General features: G+C 44.3%; 1 pseudogene. It reads right to left on the bottom strand.

What is annotated here, in order from left to right:
* Positions 1–1,111, bottom strand: a pseudogene (locus PUT07_RS35295) (S-layer homology domain-containing protein); the annotation flags it as partial.
* Between the last annotated feature and the right edge of the window lie 53 nt (positions 1,112–1,164).

Below are 1,164 nucleotides of genomic sequence, written 5' to 3' on the forward strand. Positions count from 1 at the left end.
CACCGGATACGTTGACTTTGATACGTTCGATGTTTTGGTCGCTTGTCAGATCATCCATGCTCAATTGGTTGCCTGCTGCATCATAAGCGACGATTGGCACATAAACATCTTTGTCGCCAGCCGCGATAACGTCGTTCAATTCGCCGATTTCAACTTTGTTCGCAATTTTAGAAGATTGGATCGAGATTTTGCCTGTTGCTGTTGCTGCTTGGTTGAACACGGTGAAGTTGTAGTCGCCAGCTTTGTCTACGTCGTTCAACAATGAGATTTTCACTTGCGGGATATCGTTTCCGTTATCTTCAACTTCAGTTTTCACATCGTCAGCAGCAATGTAATCATTCCAGATTACTGTCGTGTCACCGAACAATTTCGTTGTGTTGGAATCATCTTTGCTGTATACTTTCGCGTTCATCAAAGAATCATAAGAAATCGTACCGCCGTATTGGTCAAACAGGTTCAGGTCGAACTTCACGTTCTCGCCTTTGCCATTCAGTGCTGTACCTACGGAGTAACGAGCTGCACCAAGCTCAAGCTTCGTCAAGATCGGTTGTGTACCCAACTTGAAGTTCTTTGTAGCTGTGATGTGGCTGTCGTTGTTCACAATAGTTACTGGAATTACAGATACACCTTGCGTTGTGCTTTCGTTAGCTGTATCCAATGTGATCAACAACGTACCATCGGTATCTTTCGTGATTTTCGTGAAAGTTGCAGCGGATGTGTACACGTTGTAAGAACCAGCGTTAGTTGTTGCATTCTCACCGTATTGGTTGGAAGCTTTTACTTTCACGATCGTTTTGTCGGCATACGCAAGCGTATCACCAGCATTTACGAAGTCAATGCTTTTCAGCACTTCATCTTCACCTGTGAAAGTAGCGGATGTTTTCTCAACGGTTGCTGCATCCAAACCGGAAACTGTTACCGTGTACTCGCCTTTGCTAACTTTGACATCAGACAGCGTCAGTACCGCGGATTTCTTGTCATCAGCGAATTTAACTGTTGTTGCAACTTCAGCTGTGCCTTTTTTCAATGTCAGTTGTGCTTTTTCAGTGTCAACCGGTTTGTTGAATGTTACTGTTACTTGTTGAGCGCCTGTTGCTTTCGCACCAGTCATGGATACTTTACCAGCCGGTACGTATTGTTGTTTCGCTTCATAAGCACCTGTCA

It is taken from the genome of Paenibacillus sp. MAHUQ-63, assembly GCF_028765165.1.
Lineage (GTDB): Bacteria > Bacillota > Bacilli > Paenibacillales > NBRC-103111 > Paenibacillus_E.